At 65.8% G+C, this 21,939-nt stretch carries 17 protein-coding genes; 6 read left to right on the top strand and 11 right to left on the bottom strand.

Translation table 11 applies throughout. The features are described from left to right. Positions 1-5: 5 nt before the first annotated feature. The 4 genes from QWL29_RS05415 to QWL29_RS05430 all read right to left on the bottom strand — a co-directional run bounded on the left by QWL29_RS05415 (position 6) and on the right by QWL29_RS05430 (position 8,010). Positions 6-4,292, bottom strand: coding sequence for a hybrid sensor histidine kinase/response regulator (locus QWL29_RS05415; RefSeq protein ID WP_305821859.1), 4,287 nt, complete (start codon positions 4,290-4,292; stop codon positions 6-8). Positions 4,293-4,489: 197 nt separating this feature from the next. Continuing rightward, positions 4,490-6,343 (bottom strand): gamma-glutamyltransferase, encoded by a 1,854-nt coding sequence (gene ggt, locus QWL29_RS05420; RefSeq protein WP_305821915.1) that lies wholly within the window; start codon positions 6,341-6,343, stop codon positions 4,490-4,492. Between the two features lie 131 nt (positions 6,344-6,474). Further along, positions 6,475-7,233, bottom strand: coding sequence for a 3-hydroxyacyl-CoA dehydrogenase (locus tag QWL29_RS05425; RefSeq protein ID WP_305821860.1), 759 nt, complete (start codon positions 7,231-7,233; stop codon positions 6,475-6,477). 102 nt (positions 7,234-7,335) lie between these two features. Continuing rightward, positions 7,336-8,010 (bottom strand): hypothetical protein, encoded by a 675-nt coding sequence (locus QWL29_RS05430; RefSeq protein WP_305821861.1) that lies wholly within the window; start codon positions 8,008-8,010, stop codon positions 7,336-7,338. A 180-nt stretch (positions 8,011-8,190) separates the two neighbouring features. Between QWL29_RS05430 and QWL29_RS05435 the strand changes: the two genes are divergently transcribed. Next, positions 8,191-9,489: an acetyl-CoA hydrolase/transferase family protein gene (locus QWL29_RS05435; protein ID WP_305821862.1), complete on the top strand. Its 1,299-nt coding sequence runs from the start codon at positions 8,191-8,193 to the stop codon at positions 9,487-9,489. Positions 9,490-9,571: 82 nt separating this feature from the next. Continuing rightward, on the top strand, positions 9,572-10,099 hold the full coding sequence (locus QWL29_RS05440; protein WP_305821863.1) for a DsbA family protein: 528 nt from the start codon (positions 9,572-9,574) through the stop codon (positions 10,097-10,099). Between the two features lie 218 nt (positions 10,100-10,317). Here QWL29_RS05440 and QWL29_RS05445 read toward each other — a convergent pair whose 3' ends face one another. From QWL29_RS05445 to QWL29_RS05475, 7 genes are all read right to left on the bottom strand, one after another. Then, the gene (locus QWL29_RS05445; RefSeq protein ID WP_305821864.1) at positions 10,318-12,468 is read right to left on the bottom strand and encodes a sodium-translocating pyrophosphatase; all 2,151 of its coding nucleotides are present in this window, start codon (positions 12,466-12,468) and stop codon (positions 10,318-10,320) included. 289 nt (positions 12,469-12,757) lie between these two features. Beyond that, positions 12,758-13,414, bottom strand: a complete 657-nt coding sequence (adk, locus tag QWL29_RS05450; RefSeq protein WP_305821865.1) for an adenylate kinase — start codon at positions 13,412-13,414, stop codon at positions 12,758-12,760. Positions 13,415-13,635: 221 nt separating this feature from the next. Beyond that, positions 13,636-14,400: a 3-deoxy-manno-octulosonate cytidylyltransferase gene (gene kdsB, locus QWL29_RS05455; RefSeq protein ID WP_305821866.1), complete on the bottom strand. Its 765-nt coding sequence runs from the start codon at positions 14,398-14,400 to the stop codon at positions 13,636-13,638. Between the two features lie 7 nt (positions 14,401-14,407). Next, a complete protein-coding gene (locus QWL29_RS05460) occupies positions 14,408-14,578 on the bottom strand; it encodes a Trm112 family protein (RefSeq protein ID WP_229438755.1) in 171 nt (56 codons plus the stop codon). Then, on the bottom strand, positions 14,559-15,593 hold the full coding sequence (gene lpxK / locus QWL29_RS05465; protein ID WP_305821867.1) for a tetraacyldisaccharide 4'-kinase: 1,035 nt from the start codon (positions 15,591-15,593) through the stop codon (positions 14,559-14,561). Before lpxK ends, QWL29_RS05460 begins: the two co-directional genes overlap by 20 nt. A 57-nt stretch (positions 15,594-15,650) precedes the next feature. Beyond that, the gene (locus QWL29_RS05470; RefSeq protein ID WP_305821916.1) at positions 15,651-16,091 is read right to left on the bottom strand and encodes an ExbD/TolR family protein; all 441 of its coding nucleotides are present in this window, start codon (positions 16,089-16,091) and stop codon (positions 15,651-15,653) included. Next, positions 16,091-16,696, bottom strand: coding sequence for a MotA/TolQ/ExbB proton channel family protein (locus QWL29_RS05475; RefSeq protein ID WP_305821868.1), 606 nt, complete (start codon positions 16,694-16,696; stop codon positions 16,091-16,093). The genes QWL29_RS05470 and QWL29_RS05475 overlap by 1 nt, the downstream gene beginning before the upstream one ends. Before the next feature lie 1,249 nt (positions 16,697-17,945). Between QWL29_RS05475 and xseA the strand changes: the two genes are divergently transcribed. From xseA to QWL29_RS05495, 4 genes are all read left to right on the top strand, one after another. Beyond that, positions 17,946-19,307 (top strand): exodeoxyribonuclease VII large subunit, encoded by a 1,362-nt coding sequence (gene xseA / locus QWL29_RS05480; protein WP_305821869.1) that lies wholly within the window; start codon positions 17,946-17,948, stop codon positions 19,305-19,307. A 250-nt stretch (positions 19,308-19,557) separates the two neighbouring features. Further along, complete coding sequence (locus QWL29_RS05485; RefSeq protein WP_305821870.1) at positions 19,558-20,136, top strand: superoxide dismutase; 579 nt, start codon at positions 19,558-19,560, stop codon at positions 20,134-20,136. A 347-nt stretch (positions 20,137-20,483) separates the two neighbouring features. Next, a complete protein-coding gene (locus QWL29_RS05490; protein ID WP_305821871.1) occupies positions 20,484-21,095 on the top strand; it encodes a hypothetical protein in 612 nt (203 codons plus the stop codon). A gap of 154 nt (positions 21,096-21,249) precedes the next feature. Further along, complete coding sequence (locus tag QWL29_RS05495) at positions 21,250-21,936, top strand: response regulator (RefSeq protein ID WP_305821872.1); 687 nt, start codon at positions 21,250-21,252, stop codon at positions 21,934-21,936. Positions 21,937-21,939 lie beyond the last annotated feature (3 nt).

The following is a 21,939-nucleotide window of genomic DNA, read 5'->3' on the forward strand; positions in this document are numbered from 1 at the left end:
GGAGGTCAGGTAAGAAAGGTATCGAAAGCGTCGAGCAGCGCGTCCAGGCGCGCGAGGCCCGCGCGCAGCTCGTCGCGGCGGCCGCTGTCGGCCGCCTTTTCCAGGCGCGCGCAGAGCACCGCCAGTTCGCGCGCGCCGAGGTGGCCGGCGCTGCCGCGCAAGCCATGCAGCACGCGGGCGCAGGCCTCGTCGTCGCCGTCGTCGAGCGCGGCGCGCAGCTCGCGGCGGCGGCGCGGCAGGTCGGCGGCAAAGGCGGCGCGCAGGCGGGCCTGGAGGTCGCCGGCCGGCTGGTCCGGGGCCGGTGCCGGACCGGCCGTCACTGGCGCCGCCTGATCCGGCGCGATCCCGAACAGGGCGTCGAGTTCGGCCGTCGTCGGCGCCGCTGCAGTCGGATCGGCCGGCGCCTCCATCGGCGCCAGCGCGATGCCGCGCGCCAGCTGGCGTTCGATGGCCAGGCCGAGCTGCCGGTGCAGGGCCGCCTCGTCGATCGGCTTGGTGAGGAAGGCGTCCATGCCGCAGGCCAGGTAGCGGTCGCGGTCTTCGTCGCTGGCGTTCGCCGTCAGCGCCACGATCATCACGCGCGGGTCGCGTACCGGCGCGTCGAGCGTGCCGCCGGCGCGGATCAGGCGCGTGGCGGTGGCGCCGTCGATCTCCGGCATGCGCCCGTCCATCAGCACGATGTCGTAGTGCGTGCGGGCGCAGGCCGCCACCGCCAGCGCGCCGTTCTCGACCACGTCGATGCTGTGGCCCATGTCCTCGACCATCATGCGCGCGATGATCTGGTTGGTGGCGAAGTCCTCGGCGCACAGCACGTGCAGGCGGTGCGTGTGGGGGAGGAACACTGCGGGTTCGGCCCGGGCCGGCTCGATGCCTTCGTCGAACGGCAGCACGAAGCTGAAGGTGCTGCCCTTGCCAGGCTCGCTATGCGCCTTGATCGTCCCGTCCATCAGCTCGACCAGCTGGCGGCAGATCGCCAGCCCCAGGCCCGTGCCGCCGTAGCGGCGCGTGGTGGTGGCGTCGGCCTGCTCGAACTTCTGGAACAGGCGCGGCAAAGCCTCGGCGGCGATGCCGATGCCGGTGTCCTGCACCGAAAACCGGATCCGATGGGCCGACCTGTCCTGCGCGCCCTCCTCCGATCCCGGCTGGTCCCCGGGCTGGCGCTCGACGCGCAGCAGCACCTGGCCGGCCGGCGTGAACTTGAAGGCATTCCCGACCAGGTTGACCAGCACCTGGCGCAGCCGGGTCGGGTCGCCGCGCACGAAGCGCGGCAGGTCGGGCGCCAGCTCGATCGCAAAATCGATGCTGAGGGCGGCGGCCTGCTCCTCGAACAGGGCGGCCACGTTGCCGATGGCCTCGTCGAGCGCAAAGTCGATGGTCTCGACGGTAAGCTTGCCGGCCTCGATCTTGGAAAAGTCGAGCAGGTCGTTGATGATCGCCAGCAGCGCCTCGGCATTCGCCTGGCCGCGCGCGATCTGTTCGCGCGTGCTCTCCTTCAGTTGGCCGTCGCGCAGGGCGAAGCCGAGCATGCCGATCACGCCGGCCAGCGGCGTGCGCATCTCGTGGCTCATGTTGGCCAGGAAATCGGACTTCTGGCGCGCGGCGTCCTCGGCGCGGCGCGCGGCCAGCTGCAGGCGGCGTTCGTTCTCGTGCAGGGCGCGGTTCGCCTCGCCGAGTTCGATGGTGTTCTGGCGCACCTGCTGCTCGCGCTCGCGCAGCTCGGCGGTCTGGCGCTCGAGCAGGCGGTTCTGCAGCCCGATCTCTTCGGTGCGGGCGCCGACCTGGCGCTCCAGGCGCAACTGCTGGCGGTGCAGGCTGCCGATGCGCAGGCGGTAGCCGCCGTAGCCGGCGCTCAGCAGCAGCAAGGCGCCGGCGACGCGGAACCACCAGGTGCCCCAGGCCGGCGGCTCGATCACGATTTCCAGCGTGGCCGGGGTCTCGCTCCAGACCCCGTCCTTGTTGGCGGCGCGCACATGGAACACGTAGCGGCCCGGGTCGAGGTTGGTATAGGTGGCGAAGCGCTTGCCGGCGTCGGCGTTCACCCAGGCCTGGTCGAAGCCCTCGAGTTTATAGGCGAAGCGGTTGCGCTTCGGCGCCGCGTAGTGCAGGGCCGAGAATTCCAGCGAGAACACCGAGTGGCGCGACGACAGCGTGATCGTGCGCGCATTCTCGATCGGGCCGTCGAGCAGTTCCGGCCAGGCCTGCTGCACCGGGCGGTTGAAGATCTGGAAGCCGGTGATCACGGCGCGCGGCGGGATGCGGTTGTAGCGCAGCGCGCGCGGGTCGAAGGCGGTGATGCCGTTGAAACCGCCGAAGTACAGGCTGCCGTCCGGCGCGCGCGCCGCCGCCGCATCGAAATAGGCGCCGTCGACGGTGCCGTCGGCGGCGGTGTAGCTGCGCCAGTTGTTGGTGACGGGCTCGAAGCGCGACAGGCCGTTGGTGGTGCTGATCCAGATCGCGCCGCCGGCATCCTCCAGCATGGCGGCCACGGCGTCGTCGACCAGGCCGTCGCGCATGGTGTAGCGCAGGAAGCTCACCGAGCCGTCGCTGGCCGTCACCATCTTGTTCAGGCCGACCGCGGTGCCGACCCAGACGTTGCCGGCGCGGTCTTCCATCAGGTAGTGGATCTCGTCGTGGCTCAGGCTGTTGGGGTCGTAGCCGTCGTGGCGGAAGTGGCGGAAGCGCCCGCTGGCGCGGTCCAGCAAATCCAGGCCATTGAAGGTGCCGACCCAGAGCCGCCCTCTCCGGTCTTCCAGCACCGGGCGCACCGAGTTGTCGGACAAACTGGCCTGGCGCGCCGGGTCGTGGCGGTAGCTGGTCAGCTGGCGCGTGGCCGGGTCGAGCATGTGCAGGCCGCCCTTGGTGGCGATCCACACCATGCCGTCGCGCCCCAGGCTCATGGCGCGCACGTTGTTGGCGTTGGCGGCGTTGCTGTCGTTCGCGGCCAGCACCTGGCGCACGAAGCGCCCGCTCTTCGGGTCGAAGCTGGTAATGCCGGTGCGCCCGCCGACCCACACCAGGCCCTGGCGGTCGCGCACCACGGCGTTCACGGCGCTGTCGATCAGGCTGTTCGGGTTGCCGGGCTCGTGGCGCCAGATGCGGTTCGGCTGGCCGGGCGCGGCCGGGTCGTACAGCTGCAGGCTCGAGGTACTGGCCAGCCACAGCTTGCCGCTGCCGTCGTTCTCGATGCCTTTCACGCGGTTGTCGGCCGTGCCGGCGCCGTCGCGCTCGCGCACGATGCGCGCGAAGCCGCCGCTGCCCAGGTCGACGCGCGACACGCCGGCATACCAGGTGCCGACCCAGAAGGTGCCGACGCGGTCGCGGTAGAGCGCGGCGATGTGGTTGTCGGCCAGGCTGTGGCTGTCGGCGACGATCTGGCGGTGCGTCTCGAAACGCGCCTGCGCCGCGTCCCAGCGGTACAGGCCTTCGTCGTGGGCGCCAACCCAGACCTGGCCCTGGGCGTCCTGGTAGAGCGCACTGATCCAGGTGCGCGGGATGCCGTCCTGCGGCCCCAGGCGCTTGCGCCGCCCGACTTCCGGTCCGGCCAGGGCCATGCGCTCGAGGCCGCCCAGGGAGCCGATCCACAGGGTGTTCGCGGCATCGACCAGCAGCGCATTCACCGTCTCGCCCGGCTCCGGCCTGCCGCTGCCGTGGTGCTCGAAGCGCTTGAGCTTGAGGTCGTAGCTGTCGACGCCGGCCGTGGTGCCGATCCACAGCAGGCCGCTGCGGTCGAGCGCCAGCGCATTGATGTCGTCGCTGGCCAGGCTGTCGGGGTCGCTCGGCACGTGGTGCCAGGTGGTGAAGCGGCCGCTGGCGACGTCGAAGTGCTGCAGGCCGTCGCCGGTACCGAGCCAGAAGCCGCCCTTGCCGTCGTCGATGATGGCGCGCACGTGGCGGTTGCCGTTGCCGCGCCGCGCCGGCTCCTCGGGCAGGAAATGCCGGAAGCCCTGGGTCGCCGCGTCGTAGCGCGCCAGGCCGCCGTCGGTGCCGATCCAGAGCCGCCCCTGGCGGTCGACGTGCAGCACGCGGATCCAGTTGCTGGGCAGGGTGGCGGGGTCGCCGACGGCGTTGCGGAAGTTGACGAAGCGGTAGCCGTCGAAGCGCGACAGGCCGTTCTGGGTGCCGAACCACATGAAGCCGTCGCTGTCCTGGGCCATGGCCAGCACCGATTCCTGGGCCAGGCCATCCTCGACGCTCAGGTGCTCGAAGCGCATGGTCGGGGGCGGCGCACTCCAGGCCGGCGCGGCGAACCCGCCGGCCAGCGCCAGCAGCAGGATCAACAGCAGCGCCTTCATGCGGAAAGCGGCGCCCGCGGCAACGTGTGCGCGAACGCGAGGCAAACGCCGCCGGGGCAGGCGGCTGGCGCCCCTGCCCTGTCCACGGCCGATCGACTTGTGTGTTCCCTATCCACCCTGCAAGGGTAGCAAACAAAGTGAGTCTAGAGGGAAATTATTGCCCTTGGCTCAAGCGTTTCCTGCACTTTTGCCCGCTTTCAGTCTCCTTTTGCAACGCCCTCACGGCGCGGATCGGCGCCGCCGAACCACCAGGGCTCGCCGTGGATCGACATGCGCATGATGCCGTGCAGGCCGGAGTTCTGCTCGGTCTGCTGGACCTTGTGGCCGCGCGCCTTCAGGGCGTCGACCGTGGCCTGCGGGAAGCGGCCGGCCTCGATCTCGGTCGGGCCGTTGCGGCTGCCGAAGTTCGGCAAGGCGATGGCCTGCTGCATGTTCAGGCCCCAGTCGAGGGTGCCGACCAGGGTCTTGGCGACGTAGTTGATGATCGCCGGGCCGCCCGGCGAGCCGACCGCCAGCACCAGCTTGCCGGTCCTGGTGTCGAAGACGATGGTCGGCGACATCGCACTTCTCGGACGCTTGCCCGGCTCGACGCGGTTCGCCACCGGGCCATCCTTGTCGCGCGCCGAGAAACTGAAGTCGGTCAGCTGGTTGTTCAGGATGAAGCCGTCGACCATCTGGCGCGAGCCGAAGGCGTCTTCCACGGTCGTCGTCATCGACAAGCCGGCGCCGTGGCTGTCGACCACCACCATGTGCGAGGTCGACGGGGTTTCGATGGCGTTGTCCTTGCCCCACAGCCAGGCCGTTTCCATGCCGGGCGGATTGCCGGCCGGCGCTTCGCCCATCGACTGTTCGCCGATCAGGGCGGCGCGCTTGGCCAGGTAGGTCTTGTCGATCAGGCCGGGCAGGCCGCGGCCCGGCAGCGGCACGAAGTCGGTGTCGGCGGCGTAGCGGTTGCGGTCGGCGTAGGCCAGGCGGCCGACTTCCGAGAACAGGTGCACGGCATCGGTACTCGGCACGCCGTTCGTTGGCGCCAGCGCGCGCATGTCGCGCGTCTCGAACATGGCCAGCATCTGGGCCACGGCGATCCCGCCCGAGGATGGCGGCGGCATGCCGCACACGGTGTAGACGCGGTAGTCGCTGCAGACCGGCTCGCGCACTTTCGGGCGGTAGTCGGCGATGTCCTTGGCGGTGAGCAGGCCCGGGTTGGTCGGGTGCGCCTTCACTTTATTCGCGATGTCGCGCGCGATGTGGCCTTTATAAAAGGCATCGGCGCCGCCGGCCGCGATCTCGCGCAGGGTCTTGGCCAGCGCCGGATTCTTCAGCAGGTAGCCGACCGGGCGCGGGTTGCCCTCCTTGTCGTAGAAGTAGGCGGCAGCAGCCGGGTCCTTGCGGATATGGGCGTCCCACATCAGCATGCCGTTCAGGCGCGCGCTGACCGGGAAGCCGCGCTCGGACAGGCGGATTGCCGGGCCGAACAGGGTTTTCCAGGGCAGCTTGCCGTGCTGCTGGTGGGCCAGCTCCAGCATGCGCAGCACGCCCGGCGCGCCGACGGAACGCCCGCCCACCACGCCGGCGGTGCGCGACAATGGCGTGCCGTCCGGCTTTTCGAACAGGTGCTCGTCGGCCGCCATCGGCGCGGTTTCGCGGCCGTCGAAGGCTTGCGTCTTCTTGCCGTCGTAGTGGACCAGGAAGGCGCCGCCGCCGATGCCCGAGCTTTGCGGCTCGACCAGGGTCAGCACCATTTGCGTGGCGATGGCGGCGTCGATGGCGCTACCGCCTTTTTTCAGCATCTCGTAGCCGGCCTCGACTGCGAGCGGATTGGCGGCGGCGACCATGTACTTGTGCGCAGCCCAGCCGGCCTTTTCCTCGTAGCCGGTGGCGATTTCGGGGGCGCGCTGGGCGGTGTCCGGGGTGGCGCTCGCGGTGGGACTCTGGCTGACGCTTCGGGTAAGATCATCGGCCGTCTTCTGGGCAAGCGCCGGGCTGGCCGGCAGGAGGATGCCGGCCAGGGCGGCCAGCAGGGTGGCGCTGGCGCGCATCTGCAACTTCATCATGGATTCTCCAAAAAGCAAAACGGGCGTGCAACCAGGGCTGCACGCCCGATACCGTCTGGCATCCTACATCAAATTGTCAAACGGCTCATGGCACTTGTAAAGTGTGCCGGAGACGTTTCCAGCCGATTTTATTTTGGCTGCATGCGGATCGCGCCGTCAAGGCGAATGGTTTCGCCGTTCAGCATCACGTTCTCGATGATGGCTTTGGCCAGGTGCGCATATTCCTTCGGCAGGCCGAGGCGCGGCGGGAACGGCACCATCTTGCCCAGCGAATCGCGCACTTCCTGCGGCATGCCCATCAGCATCGGGGTCTCGAAGATGCCCGGCGCAATCGTCATCACGCGAATGCCGCTGCGCGCCAGGTCGCGCGCCATCGGCAGGGTCATGCCGGCCACGGCCGCTTTCGAGGAGCCGTAGGCCGCTTGGCCGATCTGGCCGTCGAAGGCGGCCACCGAAGCGGTGTTGATGATGATGCCGCGCTCGCCGTACTCGCCTGCCTCGGTATTGCCCATGGCTTCGGCGGCCAGGCGCGACATGTTGAAGGTGCCGACCAGGTTGATGTTCACCGCGCGCTGGAACACGTCCAGCGGGTGCGGGCCGTCCTTGCCGACGGTCTTCACGGCCGGGGCGACGCCGGCGCAGTTGACCAGGCCGCGCAGCGTGCCCAGGGCCACCGCCGCTGCCACCACCGCCTGGCCATCGGCCTCGGAGGTGACGTCGCATTGCACGAACTGGCCACCCAGCTCGCTCGCCAGGGCCGCGCCGGCCTCGGCCTGCACGTCGGCGATGACGACCTTGCCGCCGGCTTCGGTGATCATGCGCGCGGTCGCCGCGCCCAGGCCCGACGCACCGCCGGTGACGATGAACACATTGTCTTGAATTTGCATGGTTTTTCCTTATCTCCCTGTTCGCGTTCTCGTTTTGACGTTTACGTTAACGTCAACCAGCGCGATTGTAGCGAATTTTTGGCAGGAAAAACCACGGCCGCTTTAAAAGCATTGCACGTTGGCTCCGTTGCGCGTGCACAAGCGGCCTTCGCTGCTGACGCCGGCGTTGCCGACATTCGTCTGGTAGGTGGCGCCGCCCGTGTCGGTGCAGGTGTTGCCGAGGCAGCTGTTGAGGCGGGCGGAACCGGGCTGCGGCGCGGCGGGCCGGGCTGGCGATGGTATCGGCGGCGTGACCACCGTATCCGGCTGTACCCCGGGCACGCGGGCGATGTCTTGCCGGGCCGGGCGCCGCGCTGCGGCATTGGTCTGCTTGTTCGTGCCCTTGCTGTCGGTCTTGGCCGGGTCCGTCTGCTGGGGCGCCGGGCGCGCCGACGGATCGGCTTCCCGGTGCGGCTGCTGTTGCGGCGTACCGCCGGCTTTTTCTTCCTGGGCCTGCGGGGTTTGCTCGGGCTGGGCGCCGGGCTCGGACCGGGTGGTCTGCGGGTGCAGCACCGGGCCATAGCTGGGGCCGGTGGCGGGAGCCGGCTGGCGCGGTGCCTGGGCCGCTTGCCCGGATTGGCGCTGTGGATCGGGCTGTGGCTCGGACCGCGGCGCGGATGGCGTCTGCGCTTGGACCGGTTGTGCCGCCGCTGCAGCGGCCAGCGCCACGATCAGGGCCAGGGCAATCCGGGTGGCCCGAAAAGGCTTCGAGTGCTTGAGGTGGGTAGCGTGCTTCATGGCGTCCTCCATGCGGCCTGCGGCCGATACGGGAATTATCGGCCGCCCCTGCCTGTCATGGCGCGCGCCAGCATGGGCGTTTCGTCAAGTCCGTGTCAGTTTCACGGTTTACGCTGCAGGGATGATCCGGCAATGTTGTTGATGCTTGCCGCGACAACAATCACAACGATGGAGACGGCAATGCAGACAGTTCACGCGCTCTACCAGGCCAAACGGACCGACGCCGCTGGGGCCCTGGCGCACTTGCGGGACCAGGACATGATCATCGTGCCGACCGGGGTCGGCGAGCCGCCTGCCCTGCTCACGGCACTGTCCGAGGCGCGCACGCGCTGGCAAGGGATCCGGGTGGCGCAGATCCTGGCGATGCGCAAGTACGGCTACTTCGAGCAGGACACTGCCCGGCACGTGCGGCACGCGGCGCTGTTTTTCGGCGGCGCCTCGCGCGGGGGCGGCCAGGGCGGCTGGTGCGACTTCATCCCGAATTATTTTTCCGAGATCCCGACCCTGATCGAGCGCGGCCTGATGCCGGCCGATGTGGTGTTTGCCATGGCGTCGAGCATGAATGCCCAGGGCTACTTTGCGCTCAGCCTGGGCACCGACTACACCATGGCTGCGGTGGCCAGGGCGCGCGTGGTGGTGCTGGAAGTGAACCCGCACGTGCCTTTCGCGCACGGCCAGTGTCACGTGCACATTTCGCAGGTGACGGCGCTGGTCGAGGATGACACGCCGATCCTGGAGGTGGGCCTGCCTGCCATCGGCCCGGTGCAGGAAGCCATCGGCAAGCACGTGGCCGACATGATCGACGATGGTTCGACCTTGCAGATCGGCTATGGCGGCATTCCCGATGCAGTGGTGATGCAGCTGACCCACAAGCACGATCTCGGCATCCATACCGAGATGATCGGCGACGGCATCCTGAAGCTGGTCGAGTGCGGGGCCGTGACCAACCGCCGCAAGACCCTCCTGCCCGGCAAGATGGTGGCGACCTTCGCGCTCGGCTCGCGCAAGCTGTACGACTTCATGCACCACAACCCGATGCTGGAAATGCATCCGTCGAACTTCACCAACGACCCGTACATCGCCGGGCAGAACGACAATCTGGTGTCGGTCAACGCCAGCCTGCAGGTCGACTTGCTCGGCCAGTGCGGCAGCGAAAGCATTGCCCACCTTCCCTATTCCGGCACCGGCGGCCAGGTCGACTTCGTGCGCGCGGCGAATCGTTCGCGCGGCGGCAAGTCCTTCATCGTGCTGCCCTCGACGGCCAAGGACGGCACGATTTCGCGCATCGTGCCCACGCTCACGCCGGGCACCCACGCCACCACCAGCAAGAACGACGTCAACTACGTGGTCACCGAGTACGGCGTGGCCCAGCTGCGCGGCAAGTCTGCCAAGCAAAGGGCGCAGGAACTGATCGCGATTGCACACCCGGACTTCCGCGGCTGGCTGCGCGAAGAAGCCAACAGGATGTGCGTGTTCTGACGGGAAACCTGCGCCATTGCCCTGCCCAGCCGTGCCATGATGGCTGCGACGCCGCATTGGCCGGCACCATCATGGAGGCAGGATGAGCAAGCAACCCGGCATTACCGAAGACGATCATGTGCGCGGCAGCGCCGACGCCGTGGTCACGCTGATTGAATACGGCGATTTCCAGTGCCCGTATTGCGCACGCGCGCACGCGGCGCTGGGCGAATTGCAGCGCCAGCACGGCGAGCGCTTGCGGCTGGTCTACCGGCACCTGCCGCTCTCAAGCCTGCACCCGCTGGCCCAGCCGCTGGCGGAAGCCGCCGAGGCCGCCGGCGCCCAGGGCAAGTTCTGGGACATGCACGACGCGCTGTTCGAGAACCAGGGCATGCTGGACGAGGACGCCCTGCCAGCGCTGGCCGGCGCCATGGGGATCGATGGAGGGCGCTTCCGCGACGACTTCGAAAGCGGGCGATATCGCGACAAGGTGCTGGCGCAGGCCGAAGAAGGACGCGCGATGGGCGCCAGCGGGACGCCGAGCTTCTTCATCAACGGCGAGCCCTATCATGGGGATTCGGACCACGCGTCGCTGGCGGCGGCGATTGAGCAGGCGTTGAAGAGGCGTTGAATTTGTGCTGAGTTTGCTGCGTCGGCGTTGAATCTGCGTCGATGCAGCGTTGTCCCGGGCGTGGCGCTGGCGTCGATGTCGTCAGGCCTGACGGCAAAGCTGGGTACCGGAGCCTCAGTTGGTTAGTTACATATTTATCGCGTGCTGCCTGTTGACTGGGTTGCTGCGCAGCGTAGGACGCGTGGACGGCAAAGCCGTCCACCCTACGAGGATGTGCTTCAGGGCTGGGTGCGCGGCTGCTCGACAGCAACCCGCGTCGGCGCTGGCGCTGGCGCCGTCGTCGCGTGCGCCGGCTTGCGCATCTGCGCCAGCTGCGGCTCGGACACCGCGATCCAGCCGGCCGCCGGCAGCAGCGGCACCAGCAGCAGCGCAACGATGTTGATGATCTTGATGAGCGGGTTCACGGCCGGCCCCGCCGTGTCCTTGTAGGGGTCGCCCACAGTGTCGCCGGTGACCGCCGCCTTGTGCGTGTCGGAGCCCTTGCCGCCGAAGTTGCCGTCCTCGATGTATTTCTTGGCGTTGTCCCAGGCGCCGCCGCCGGTGGTCATCGAGATTGCCACGAACAGGCCGGTGATGATGGTGCCCATCAGCAGCCCACCCAGCGCCGCCGGCCCCAGCAGCATGCCGACCAAAATCGGCACGATCACCGGCAGCAGCGAGGGTACGACCATCTCGCGGATTGCCGAGGCGGTAAGCATGTCGACCGCCTTGTCGTATTCCGGCTTGCCGGTGCCGGCCATGATGCCGGCGATGTCGCGGAACTGGCGCCGCACTTCCACCACCACCGCGCCCGCCGCCCGCCCCACCGCTTCCATCGCCATCGCCCCGAACAGGTAGGGAACCAGGCCGCCGATGAACAGGCCGACGATCACCATCGGGTTCGACAGTTCGAAGACGACGGACTTGCCGACCGAATCGAGCGCGTGGGTGTAGTCGGCGAACAGCACCAGTGCCGCCAGGCCGGCCGAGCCGATGGCATAGCCCTTGGTGACGGCCTTGGTGGTATTGCCGACCGCATCGAGCGGGTCGGTAATCGCGCGCACCGAATCGGGCATGCCGCTCATCTCGGCGATGCCGCCGGCGTTGTCGGTGATCGGGCCGTAGGCATCGAGGGCGACGATGATGCCGGCCATCGACAGCATCGCGGTGGCGGCAATCGCAATGCCGTACAGCCCGCCCAGCTGGAAGGCGACCAGGATGGCGACGCAGACCGCGAGCACCGGGTAGGCCGTCGACTTCATCGACACGCCGAGGCCGGCGATGATGTTGGTGCCGTGGCCGGTGGTCGAGGCTTCGGCGATGTGGCGCACCGGCTTGAAATCGGTGCCGGTGTAGTACTCGGTGATGTAGACCATCAGGCCGGTGAGCACGATGCCGGCCACCGCGCAGCCGAGCATGCTGCCGCGCATGGCACCGTCGCCCCAGACCAGCCAGGTGACGATTGCAAAGCCGATCAGCGACAGCCCGGCCGCCCACCACAGCCCGGTGTACAGGGCCGACATGATCTTGCGCCCCGGCTTGTGGCGCACCATGGCGCAGCCGACGATCGAGCCGAGGATGGAGACTGCGCCCAGCAGCAGTGGATACAGCATGGCCTCGCCGGCGCCGTCGACGATCATCAGCGCGCCGAGCAGCATGGTGGCGATCAGGGTCACGACATAGGTTTCGAACAGGTCCGCCGCCATGCCGGCGCAATCGCCGACGTTGTCGCCCACGTTGTCGGCAATCACGGCCGGGTTGCGCGGGTCATCCTCGGGAATACCGGCCTCGACCTTGCCGACCAGGTCGGCGCCGACGTCGGCGCCCTTGGTGAAGATGCCGCCGCCCAAACGCGCGAAGATGGAAATGAGCGAGGCGCCAAAGGCCAGGCCGATCAGCGGCTTGATGACGTCATGGCGCGACAGCGCGGTGTCGCCATTCGCGCTCAGGGCCCAGTAGAACAGGGTCACGCCGAGCAGGCCCAGGCCGACCACCAGCATGCCGGTGATCGCCCCGCCCTTGAAGGCGACGTCGAGCGCCTCGTTCATGCCTTTCGACGCCGCCTGGGCGGTGCGGACGTTGGCGCGCACCGAGACGTTCATGCCAATGAAGCCGCAGGCGCCGGACAGCACGGCGCCGGCCAGGAAGCCGCCCGCGGTCCAGGCGCCCAGCAAAAAGTAGATGGCAACGAGCAGCACCAGGCCGACGATGCCGATGGTGCGGTACTGGCGCCCGAGGTAGGCGGCGGCGCCTTCCTGGATGGCCAGCGAGATTTCCTGCATGCGGGCGTTGCCGGCGTCCTGGCGCAGGATCCAGGCGCGGGCCCACAGCCCGTAGATGACTGCGATGACGCCGCAGGCCACGGTAAACGTGATCAGGTTTGCTGCCATGTCGTCCCCTTAGTTTTTCAATCAAGCAACACCACACAACGAAAGATGCCCACCTCTTCGGCGAAGCAGTCTGCCTCACTGCGTACTGCACACATTTGATCCAAACCACTGGAACGACGGGCGCGTGAGAAAACGCCCATGGCAGCGTTGCATCCGTCTCGCCGTACTCACGTACTGTCTTCGACGAATGCGCCTTGCGCTGGACGTTTTTCACGCGCCCGGAGCCGGCATGCTGCAAAAAAAACCAAAAAAAAGCGGACATCCCTGTCCGCTTCAGTCTCCCTTCCGATTACTCGGAGAGCGCGGCAAACGCCGCGTCGCGTACTTGTTCGACCGGGCCCACGCCCGTGATCTTGCGGTATTTAGGCGCGCCAGGCAGGCCCGACTGCGCCCACTTGTTGTAGTAGCCAAGCAGCACTTCGGTCTGGTTGTGGTAGACCGACAGGCGCTTCTTGACGGTTTCTTCCTGGTCGTCGTCGCGCTGGACCAGCGGCTCGCCGGTGACGTCGTCGATGCCTTCGGCTTTCGGCGGGTTGAACTTGGTGTGGTAGACGCGGCCCGAACCCGGGTGCGAGCGGCGGCCGCTCATGCGCTCGACGATCAGGTCGTCGGGCACGTCGATTTCCAGCACGTAGTCGACGTTGATGCCGTTGTCCTTCATGGCGTCGGCCTGGGCGATGGTGCGCGGGAAGCCGTCGAACAGGTAGCCGTTGGCGCAGTCGGCTTCCTGCAGGCGGTCTTTTACCAGACCGATCATGATGTCGTCGGAAACCAGGCCGCCTGCGTCCATTACCTTTTTCGCCGCCAGGCCCAGCTCGGTGCCGGCCTTGATCGCCGCGCGCAGCATGTCGCCGGTAGAGATTTGCGGGATATTGTATTTTTCCTTGATGAAGTTAGCCTGGGTGCCTTTACCGGCGCCAGGCGCTCCTAACAAAATGAGACGCATGAAGTATTCCTAAACGGATGTTGAAAATCTTGGATGTTGAAAATTGTTATTGTGTTGGCAATAAATGGCAATTGATGCTTTATGACTGCAGACCTGCCTGGCTTGATACGAAACTTACCACAAAAGGCAGCGTCAATGCCAATCCCAGCGGCTGGCTTCGGTCGCGATTTCTTGCTTTTTTGATGTACCGCAGACTGACCGCTAATCAATTGCAATAAAGCTCAAGACGCGTAGTGCAATTGCACCCGAGCTAAATCTTCCGGGGTGTCGACACCGGCCTGGGGCGCGCTGTCGGTCACGTGGACGGCAATCGGCACGCCATGCCAGAGAACGCGCAATTGTTCCAGCGCTTCGATCTGCTCCAGCGGCGACACTTCCAGGCCCGGATAGGCTTGCAGGAAGGCGTTGCTGTAGGCGTAGAGACCGATGTGGCGCAGCGGGGCATACCCGGCAGGCAGCGAAGCAGGCAATGCATCGCGGGTGGCGGCAAAAGCGTCGCGCGCCCAGGGAATCGTGGCGCGCGAGAAGTACAGGGCGCGGCCCGCCTTGTCGAGCACGACCTTCACCACGTTCGGATTGAACACGTCGGCCACGTCGCTCAGGGGATGGGCGCAGGTCGCCATCGGCGCATCCTGGCTGATGCGCGCGGCGCAGGCCGCCAGCAGGGCCGGGTCGATCAGCGGCTCGTCGCCCTGCAGGTTGACCACGACTTCGTCGGCCGCCAGGTTCAGGGTGCGCGCCACTTCGGCGATGCGGTCGGTGCCGGACGGATGGTCGGCGCGGGTCATGACGGCTTCCACGCCGTGTGCGGCGCAGGCAGCGGCAATATCCGCATGGTCGGTCGCGACGATGATGCGCGCCGCGCCGGACGCACGCGCGCGCTCGGCGACGCGTACGACCATGGGTTTACCGCCGAGGTCGGCCAAGGGCTTGTTCGGCAGCCGGGTCGAGGCCAGGCGTGCCGGGATGATGACGGTAAAGCTCATCGGCAACTCAGACCGCTTCGATCTTGCGCGCCTGGTCGGCCCACATGATCGGGATACCGTCGCGGATCGGGTAAGCCAGGCGGTCCGGGCGGCAGGTCAGTTCCTGGCCTTTTTTATCGTATTCGAGCGGGCCCTTGCACAGCGGGCAGACCAGGATATCAAGCAGTCGAGCGTCCACGACATTTCTCCACAATTTGTTGGGCAAGCGCGGCATCGATGCGCGCGCTGACCGGCACCACCCACAGGCGCGGGTCGTGCTTCAGGTTTTCAAGTTGCCCACATTTTACTGCATCCTTCTCGGTGATCAGGATGACATCGGCGTCCACGCCCCTAAACGGGTCGTCGCGGAAGTCGTGGTGGTCGGGCAGCGCCAGTTCGGCGAACGACAGACCGGCGCCGCGCAGCATGGCGAAGAAGCGTCCCGGGTTGCCGATGCCGGCGGCGGCCAGGATGCGGCGGCCGGCAAAGTCGGCCAGCGGCAGGCGGTTTCCGGCGTCGATCAATTGCTCGGCAGTGTCGCCGGCCAGCGCCATGCGGTAGGGCTGGCCGCCGACGGCGCGCGCCAGCGCCGGCCCGATCCCGGGCGCATTCACCACCGTGAAGTCGCGCCGGCGCGCAGGCGGTTCGCGCAGCGGGCCGGCCGGCAGCAGCCAGCCATTGCCGACGCCACGGCCGTCGAACAGCACCACCTCGACGTCGCGCGCCAGGGCGTAATGCTGCAGGCCGTCGTCGGTGACCAGGACATCGACCTCGGGATGCGCCGCCAGCAGCGCCCTGCCCGCCTCGGCCCGCCGGCGCCCGACGAATACCGGCACCCGCGTGCGGCGCGCGATCAGCAGCGGCTCGTCGCCGACCTGGGCGGCATCCGATGCAATCGTCACAGCGCGCGGCGCCTCGCCTTCGCTTCCATGCCCGCGCGAAATCACGCCCGGACGCAGGCCGGCCGCCAGCAGCGCCTCGGCCAGCCAGATCGTCAGCGGGGTCTTGCCCGTACCGCCGATAAAGATATTGCCGACCACGACGACCGGCACCGGCAGGCGTTCGGACTTCAGGATACCGGCACGGAACAGCCCGGCACGCAGCGCGGCCAGCGCGCGAAACAGCAGCGACAGCGGCCACAGCGCGCAGGCGAGCGGACCACGGCGCAGCCAGGCGCGGGTCAGGACAGATTCGAGGGAATTATTCTTGGACATGAAGGAGAGTGCACGAAGCAGGCCTTGCGCCGGCCTCGTGCCTGTGAGCCTGTTACCTTACTTCTTGCCGCCCGTCTGGGCGGCAAAGGTCAGCTTGTCGTAGCCGGCCAGGCGCGCCGCTTCCAGCACGTTGATGACCATCTGGTGCATCGCGAACTGGTCGGCATTGACGATGATCACCGGATCAAGCACCGGCTGCCCGTTCGGACCCGAGCGCGCCGCGGCCTTCAAGTCGTCGGCCAGGCCGTTCACGCCGTGGAAAGACACTGGCGTGTTGTTCACCGTGTAGTTACCCTTGGCATCGATCGTGACGTTGATTTCGAAAGGCTTGTCCACCACCTTGTCTGCATCGGCCGTCGGCAGCGTGATCTGCAGCTCGGTGAACTTGCTGTAGGTAGTCGACACCATCAGGAAGATGAGCACGACCAGCAGCACGTCGACGAACGGGATCAGGTTGATTTCCGGATCCTCGCGCTTGCGGCCGCGGCGAAAGTCCATCATTTGCGGGCACCGTGGACAACGTCGACAAATTTCACTGCCTGCAGTTCCATGTCGACGATGAAGCTGTCGACCAGGGCGCGGAAGTGGCGGTAGAACACCAGGGCCGGCATTGCGATCGCCAGGCCGAAGCCCGTGTTATACAACGCAATCGAAATCCCGTGCGCCAGCTGCGCGGGATTTGCGCCCGAAGCGTTTTGCGAACCGAAGATCTCGATCATGCCGACCACCGTGCCGAACAGGCCCATCAGCGGCGCCAGCGAGGCAATGGTGCCGAGCGTGGTGAGGAAGCGTTCCAGTACGTGGGCGACGCCGCGGCCGGCTTCCTCGATCGACTCCTTCATGACGTCGCGCGGCGCGTCGACGTTGCGCAGGGCGGCGGCGAGCACGGTGCCGAGCGGCGAGTTGGTTTCCAGCGTGTTGATGATGTCCGGAGTGACCTTGTTGTTGCGATAGACGTTGATGACTTCGCCAAGCAAGGCTTTGGGGAGGATCTTTTCGCGGCGCAGGTAAATCAGGCGTTCGATGATCAGTGCCAGGGCAATGATCGAGGCAATCAGCAATGGCCAGATGGGCCAGCCTGCGGCTTGTAAGATGGCGAGCAAGTGAACTCCTGACAGAATGGAAACGAATCCGGCAATGTAGCAAGTTGCCGCCGCCTGAGCAAGAGTAGTTCTGCACAAGTTCTGTGGATAAAATTGTGCGCAAGGACTCACCCATAGGCTAAGCGCCTTGATTCTTAAGGGAATTTTCTACGTGCGCAAGAATGTAGCAGGTGCAGCAAGATGGCGCGATGGCTTCCTGGCGTCCCTGACGCAGGCACCAGCCCTTGGAGTTGCAAACAATTTCTGTGGATAAAAATGTGCGCAATGGCCATGTTGCGTACTTAAGTAATTGATTTAAATCATTAATATTTCACTGCTGAAGAATGCAGCAGGGGCGCATGCATGACCAGGATTTTGTCGAGAGGCATTTCCCCACATTTTTTGTGGACAAAATTGTGAGCAAGGCCAGCCTGCTCGCCTGAGACCCTTGATTTCTAAGGGAAAAATGGTGCTGCAAAGAAAGTAGGCAGGTCGACTTATCCCCATTGCGTGAACGTGAGTCCAGGTTCGGTTTGCGCAAGCACAGCACCAGCTCCAGTCTATGCACACTTTCTGTGGAAAAGAATGTGCGCAAGGCCCTCCCCGACAACACAAGCCTCTGATTTTTATATGCTTTATCGTGCCGCCTGCTTTTTGAGCAAGCTCAAGATTTATTCAAGAAAAATGCAGTAAAGCCGTGTCTGGTCCATCATCCAGGCCTTTGAGAGACATGCCTGTGCACTTGGCCGGTTCGAGCGTAAAAGGATAAATAAGCGTTTCTTCACATTTTCTGTGGACAAAATTGTGAGGAAGCGCCTTGCGTTAGCACAAACCATTTGATTTTAAAGAGAAAAATCCTCCTGCTTCAATTTGTGGCACGGCCCGCAAGCCTGGAAAGCAAGCGAACATCCGGAAGCGCGATGCCGCACGCAGTTGGCTTATCCACGTCGATCGAGGCGAACTCTTCACACAAACTGTGGAAAAAGATGTGCGCAAGGCAGGTGCTCTATAACTAAGTCATTGATTCCAAAAGACATAGACATGCATGCCCGCATTTTCGGCAGCGGGACAAGTGAACTGCCGAGTTCCTCACAATTTTTGTGGATAACATTGTGTCCAAGTGGACCTTGCCTTACATAAACCTTTGATTTCAAACGAATCACCCTGCCATGCCTGCAAAAAAGGCGGCCATGCACGCGACAAATAAGCCTTGTCGGCGCGGCGCGGATATGCCATAAGCTTCACCGCTCATGCACCAGGATGCCCACACATGCTCAACGATACCGATTCCGACACCGCCTACGCCGCCCCATCCGTCCTGTCCGTCACCGCGCTGAACGCGCAGGTCGCACGCCTGCTCGAACGGTCGTTTCCGCTGGTATGGATCGGCGGCGAAATCTCGAACTTCACGCGCGCCAGTTCCGGCCACTGGTACTTCACGCTGAAGGACGATGCGGCCCAGGTGCGTGCGGTGATGTTCCGCAGCCGCGCCCAGTACGCCGGCTTCAATCCGCGCGAAGGCGACAAGGTCGAGGTACGCGCCCTGGTCACGCTGTATGGCGCGCGCGGCGACTACCAGATCAATGTCGAGGCGATCCGGCGCGCCGGCGTCGGCCAGCTGTACGAGGCCTTCCTGCGCCTGAAGGAAAAGCTGAGCAACCAGGGCCTGTTCGACGCCGACCGCAAGCGCCCGCTGCCGCTGTTCACGCGCAGCATCGGCATCGTCACCAGCCCGCAGGCGGCGGCCCTGCGCGATGTGCTCACCGCGCTGAAACGCCGCGCGCCACACGTCAACATCGTGCTCTACCCTGCCCCGGTGCAGGGCCAGTTTTCTGCAGATAAGATCGCCGAAGCCATCATGACGGCCTCGCGCCGGGCCGAGGTCGACGTGCTGCTGGTCTGCCGCGGCGGCGGCTCGATCGAGGATTTGTGGAGCTTCAACGAGGAATGCGTGGCGCGCGCGATCGCCGCCTGCAGCATCCCCGTGATTTCCGGCGTCGGCCACGAGACCGACGTCACCATCGCCGACTTTGCCGCCGACATGCGCGCCGCCACCCCGACGGCGGCGGCCGAGCTGGCGGCCACGCCGCGCGACGACTGGATGGCCTCGCTGTCGGCCGACGCCCTCGACCTGCGCCGCGCCATGGCGCGCCAGTTGTCGGAAGCGAGCCAGGGCCTGGACAACCTCAGCCGGCGCCTGCTCAGCCCCACGGCCCAGATCGCCCACCAGCGCCTGAAGCTGCGCGCCATGGCGGCCTCGCTCACGCATGCGGTGCGCACGCCGCTGGGTCGCGGCGGCGTGACCCTGGCCCAGCTCCAGCAGCGCTGGGCGCGCCACCGTCCGGACCTGCGCACCCTGCGCGCCCAGCTCACGGCCGAAGGCCGCCACCTGAATGCGAATGTCTGCACCCAGGTCGCCCAGCGGCGCAACCGCCTGGACGCGCTGGCGGCCCAGCTGGAATTGCTGAACCCGCAGCGCACGCTCGAGCGCGGCTACGCCATCGTCAGCAATGCCCAAGGCCAGGCGCTGCGCTCGCCCGGCCAGATCAAGGCGCGCTCGGCGCTGACCGTGCGCCTGGCCGAAGGCAGCGCCCAGGTGCGGGTGTCGAGCGTGCAGGCCGAGCTGGAGTGAGAACCTATCTCAGCAGATAAGAGTCGCTGCTGAGGCGCCTGGAAAGCGGGGGCGGCGTTGCTCGTCGTTGCATGGCCAGCCATGCGGCCTCCTCACGCCTAGCCCGCGCTTCCCAGGCATCCTCATCCGCTTCCTCTTATCTGCTGAGATAGGTTCTAAGGCCAAACATGCAACGTCTGCTCATCCGGTTTAGAATATGCGCCGCTTGAAAACAAACATAGCGCGTTTCCAACCAAACTAAGGACAAGACATGGAACATACTCTGCCGCCACTGCCGTACGCCAAAGACGCTCTCCAGCCGCACATCTCGGCCGAGACCCTGGAATACCACTACGGCAAGCATCACGCGACCTACGTCACGAACCTGAACAACCTGATCAAGGGTACCGAGTTCGAAAACATGTCGCTGGAAGAAATCGTCACGAAATCGTCGGGCGGCATCTTCAACAACTCGGCCCAGGTCTGGAACCACACCTTCTTCTGGAACTGCATGAGCCCGAACGGCGGCGGCGCACCAACCGGCAAGGTTGCTGAGGCAATCGACGCGAAATGGGGTTCGTTCGACAAGTTCAAGGAAGAGTTCACCAAGTCGGCAGTCGGCAACTTCGGTTCGGGCTGGACCTGGCTGGTGCAAAAGGCCGACGGCAGCGTCGACATCGTCAACACCTCGAACGCCCACACCCCGCTGGCATCGGACGACAAGGCCCTGCTGACCTGCGACGTCTGGGAACACGCCTACTACATCGACTACCGCAACGCCCGCGCCAAGTTCGTGGAATCGTGGTGGAACCTGGTCAACTGGGAATTCGTGAACGCGAACCTGGGCTGATCCTTCTTTCCTTCCAGCCCCGGGGCTGGAAGAAATCGCCTGAACGGCCTGCCATTTGGCGGGCCGCCTTTTTTGCTGTCCCCCAGCTCGATTACCTTGGCGCGGCTGGCGCCCTCCCACCGCGCTACCTGCAAGCAACTTCCCCCGACGCAGGCCTTGAGCTAACGCAATGAACCCGGCTGATGCACCATAACAGTGCGAAAATACGGCGTTAAATACCTGCGGCACATTTCTCAGTGCAAACAGTCAGCGTTCAACAGGGGGCCCCGTGACATCCGAACCGCAATGATGGCCTCGAGCGTGGCAGCACTCGCCCTGCTTGCAGGCGGCTGCGCCATGCCTGCTCTATGTGGCAAAGTCATCCTGACGTTAATGACGTTCCCGCGCACTGGAGCCGCAACCGGCGCGACTCCCTGCGCATCCTGGGCTCCGGCGCGGCACTCGCCGCCCTGGGCCCGCTGGCCGCCTGCAGCAGCGGCCACGCCGCCAGCCGCAGCGACGAGTTGCGCGACCAGTTGCTGGCCGACGAGCGCTTCTGGGCCGACGTCGCCGGCATGTTCACCCTCGATCCGGCGCGGCGCTTCCTGAACGTCGGCACGGCCGGATCGATGCCGAAGGTAGCGCTCGACATGTTCGACAGCGAGAACCGCACCAAGGCGCGCGAATCCGGCAACGGCTATACCAACCTGCTGGCGGAACGCACGGAGGTCGCGCCCGGCTTCGGCGTCGACCCGGACGAACTGGCCTTTTCGGCGAATACCTCGTCCGGCATGTGCCACGCCATCCTGGGCCTGGGCTGGCAGCCGGGCGACGTGATCGTCACCACCATCAACTTCCCGGTGATCGGTGCGGCCAGCGACCATTATGCAATCCGTATCTCGACCCACCTGTGGACGGGCGTCGAGGACATCGACCGCCTGGTGGGAGCGATGGCAGACCTGGCCGGGAAGATGGGATAAAGGCCGCCGGCACTCTGCCCGGAGCCGCCCCGGCGGCTTTTTATTTGGCCATGGCCGGGTCAACTGTCACCAAAATGTCTCCATCTGTCGGCACAATGTAGTGTTTGTGCTTACACGCCATTGCTTCTATACAATGTCGGCAGAGGAGAAAAGCATGTACCGAGTTTTGCTGGTGGAAGACGATGCGCGGTTGGCCGAACTGGTGACCGAATACCTGTCCGCTTACGAGTTTACCGTCGAGCTGGTCACACGTGGCGACGCGGCGCTGGCGCGCTTCCAGGGGTTTGCGCCGGACATCGTGGTGCTGGATTTGATGCTGCCGGGGCTGGACGGGATGGTGGTCTGCCGCCAGATCCGCGAGCTGTCCGATGTACCGATCCTGATCCTGACGGCGCGCGAGGATTCCTACGACGAAGTCTCGGGCCTGGAACAGGGGGCGGACGACTTCGTCAACAAGCCGGTGCAGCCGCGCGTGCTGCTGGCGCGCCTGCGCGCCCTGCTGCGCCGCACCCAGCCGAAGAGCGCGCCGGAGTCCAACGAACTGGTGTTCGGCGGCTTGCGGATCGTCGGCGCCGACCGCACCGTGTTCTGGCGCGAAAAGCTCTGTGTGCTGAGCAATACCGAATACAAGCTGCTGCTGGTGCTGGCCGAGGCGGCCGGACGCGTGCTTTCGCGCGACGAACTGCTGAAGAAAATGCGCGGCATCGAGTTCGACGGACTGGACCGCAGCATCGACAACTGCATCTCCAAGCTGCGCCGCAAGTTCGACGATGCGCGCTCGGAAAAGATCAAGACGGTGTGGGGCGAAGGCTACCTGTTCTCGCCGTCGGCCTGGAACTGACCT

The organism is Massilia brevitalea (genome assembly GCF_030711405.1).
In the GTDB taxonomy this organism is placed as follows: Bacteria; Pseudomonadota; Gammaproteobacteria; order Burkholderiales; family Burkholderiaceae_D; genus Telluria; species Telluria brevitalea.

Coding starts and splice junctions, on each gene's coding strand:
- QWL29_RS05415 (WP_305821859.1), bottom strand. CDS start 4,292: ATGAAGGCGCTGCTGTTGATCCTGCTGCTGGCGCTGGCCGGCGGGTTC.
- ggt (WP_305821915.1), bottom strand. CDS start 6,343: ATGAAGTTGCAGATGCGCGCCAGCGCCACCCTGCTGGCCGCCCTGGCC.
- QWL29_RS05425 (WP_305821860.1), bottom strand. CDS start 7,233: ATGCAAATTCAAGACAATGTGTTCATCGTCACCGGCGGTGCGTCGGGC.
- QWL29_RS05430 (WP_305821861.1), bottom strand. CDS start 8,010: ATGAAGCACGCTACCCACCTCAAGCACTCGAAGCCTTTTCGGGCCACC.
- QWL29_RS05435 (WP_305821862.1), top strand. CDS start 8,191: ATGCAGACAGTTCACGCGCTCTACCAGGCCAAACGGACCGACGCCGCT.
- QWL29_RS05440 (WP_305821863.1), top strand. CDS start 9,572: ATGAGCAAGCAACCCGGCATTACCGAAGACGATCATGTGCGCGGCAGC.
- QWL29_RS05445 (WP_305821864.1), bottom strand. CDS start 12,468: ATGGCAGCAAACCTGATCACGTTTACCGTGGCCTGCGGCGTCATCGCA.
- adk (WP_305821865.1), bottom strand. CDS start 13,414: ATGCGTCTCATTTTGTTAGGAGCGCCTGGCGCCGGTAAAGGCACCCAG.
- kdsB (WP_305821866.1), bottom strand. CDS start 14,400: ATGAGCTTTACCGTCATCATCCCGGCACGCCTGGCCTCGACCCGGCTG.
- lpxK (WP_305821867.1), bottom strand. CDS start 15,593: ATGTCCAAGAATAATTCCCTCGAATCTGTCCTGACCCGCGCCTGGCTG.
- QWL29_RS05470 (WP_305821916.1), bottom strand. CDS start 16,091: ATGGACTTTCGCCGCGGCCGCAAGCGCGAGGATCCGGAAATCAACCTG.
- xseA (WP_305821869.1), top strand. CDS start 17,946: ATGCTCAACGATACCGATTCCGACACCGCCTACGCCGCCCCATCCGTC.
- QWL29_RS05485 (WP_305821870.1), top strand. CDS start 19,558: ATGGAACATACTCTGCCGCCACTGCCGTACGCCAAAGACGCTCTCCAG.
- QWL29_RS05490 (WP_305821871.1), top strand. CDS start 20,484: ATGTGGCAAAGTCATCCTGACGTTAATGACGTTCCCGCGCACTGGAGC.
- QWL29_RS05495 (WP_305821872.1), top strand. CDS start 21,250: ATGTACCGAGTTTTGCTGGTGGAAGACGATGCGCGGTTGGCCGAACTG.